This is a genomic window from Pontibacter sp. JAM-7 (genome assembly GCF_048548695.2).
In the GTDB taxonomy this organism is placed as follows: Bacteria; Pseudomonadota; Gammaproteobacteria; order Pseudomonadales; family Balneatricaceae; genus Neptuniibacter.
Map to the genome: position 1 here is coordinate 1 of NZ_JBLYIF020000030.1, position 286 is coordinate 286.

The 286-nt window shown below is 47.9% G+C and carries 1 pseudogene; it reads right to left on the minus strand.

Annotation, left to right across the window (positions count from 1 at the left end):
• Positions 1-243, minus strand: a pseudogene (locus ACFVYJ_RS13740) (hypothetical protein); the annotation flags it as partial.
• Positions 244-286 lie beyond the last annotated feature (43 nt).

The window sequence follows — 286 nt, forward strand, 5'->3', positions numbered from 1 at the left end:
TATCTCCACGCGCCGCGCTTTTTTTTTGTGTGGTGCCCTTTTGTTTGTTTTGTATTTAAAAAGTTTGTTTCCCATCGTTGTGTCAACCGCCACATGGGTAAGCACCTCTGGCGGCATGCCCTGAGCCTGAAACTTAAAAACCAACACCGGGACTATCAGAAAACCACCGCCAATACCAAACAAACCCGCCGCCGTTCCGTCCAGTGCACCAAGCACCAGATAAGTGATAAGGGTCAGCAGCATATGAGATACCTGTAATAAGGGGGTCAAAAATTGTATCGCTCAC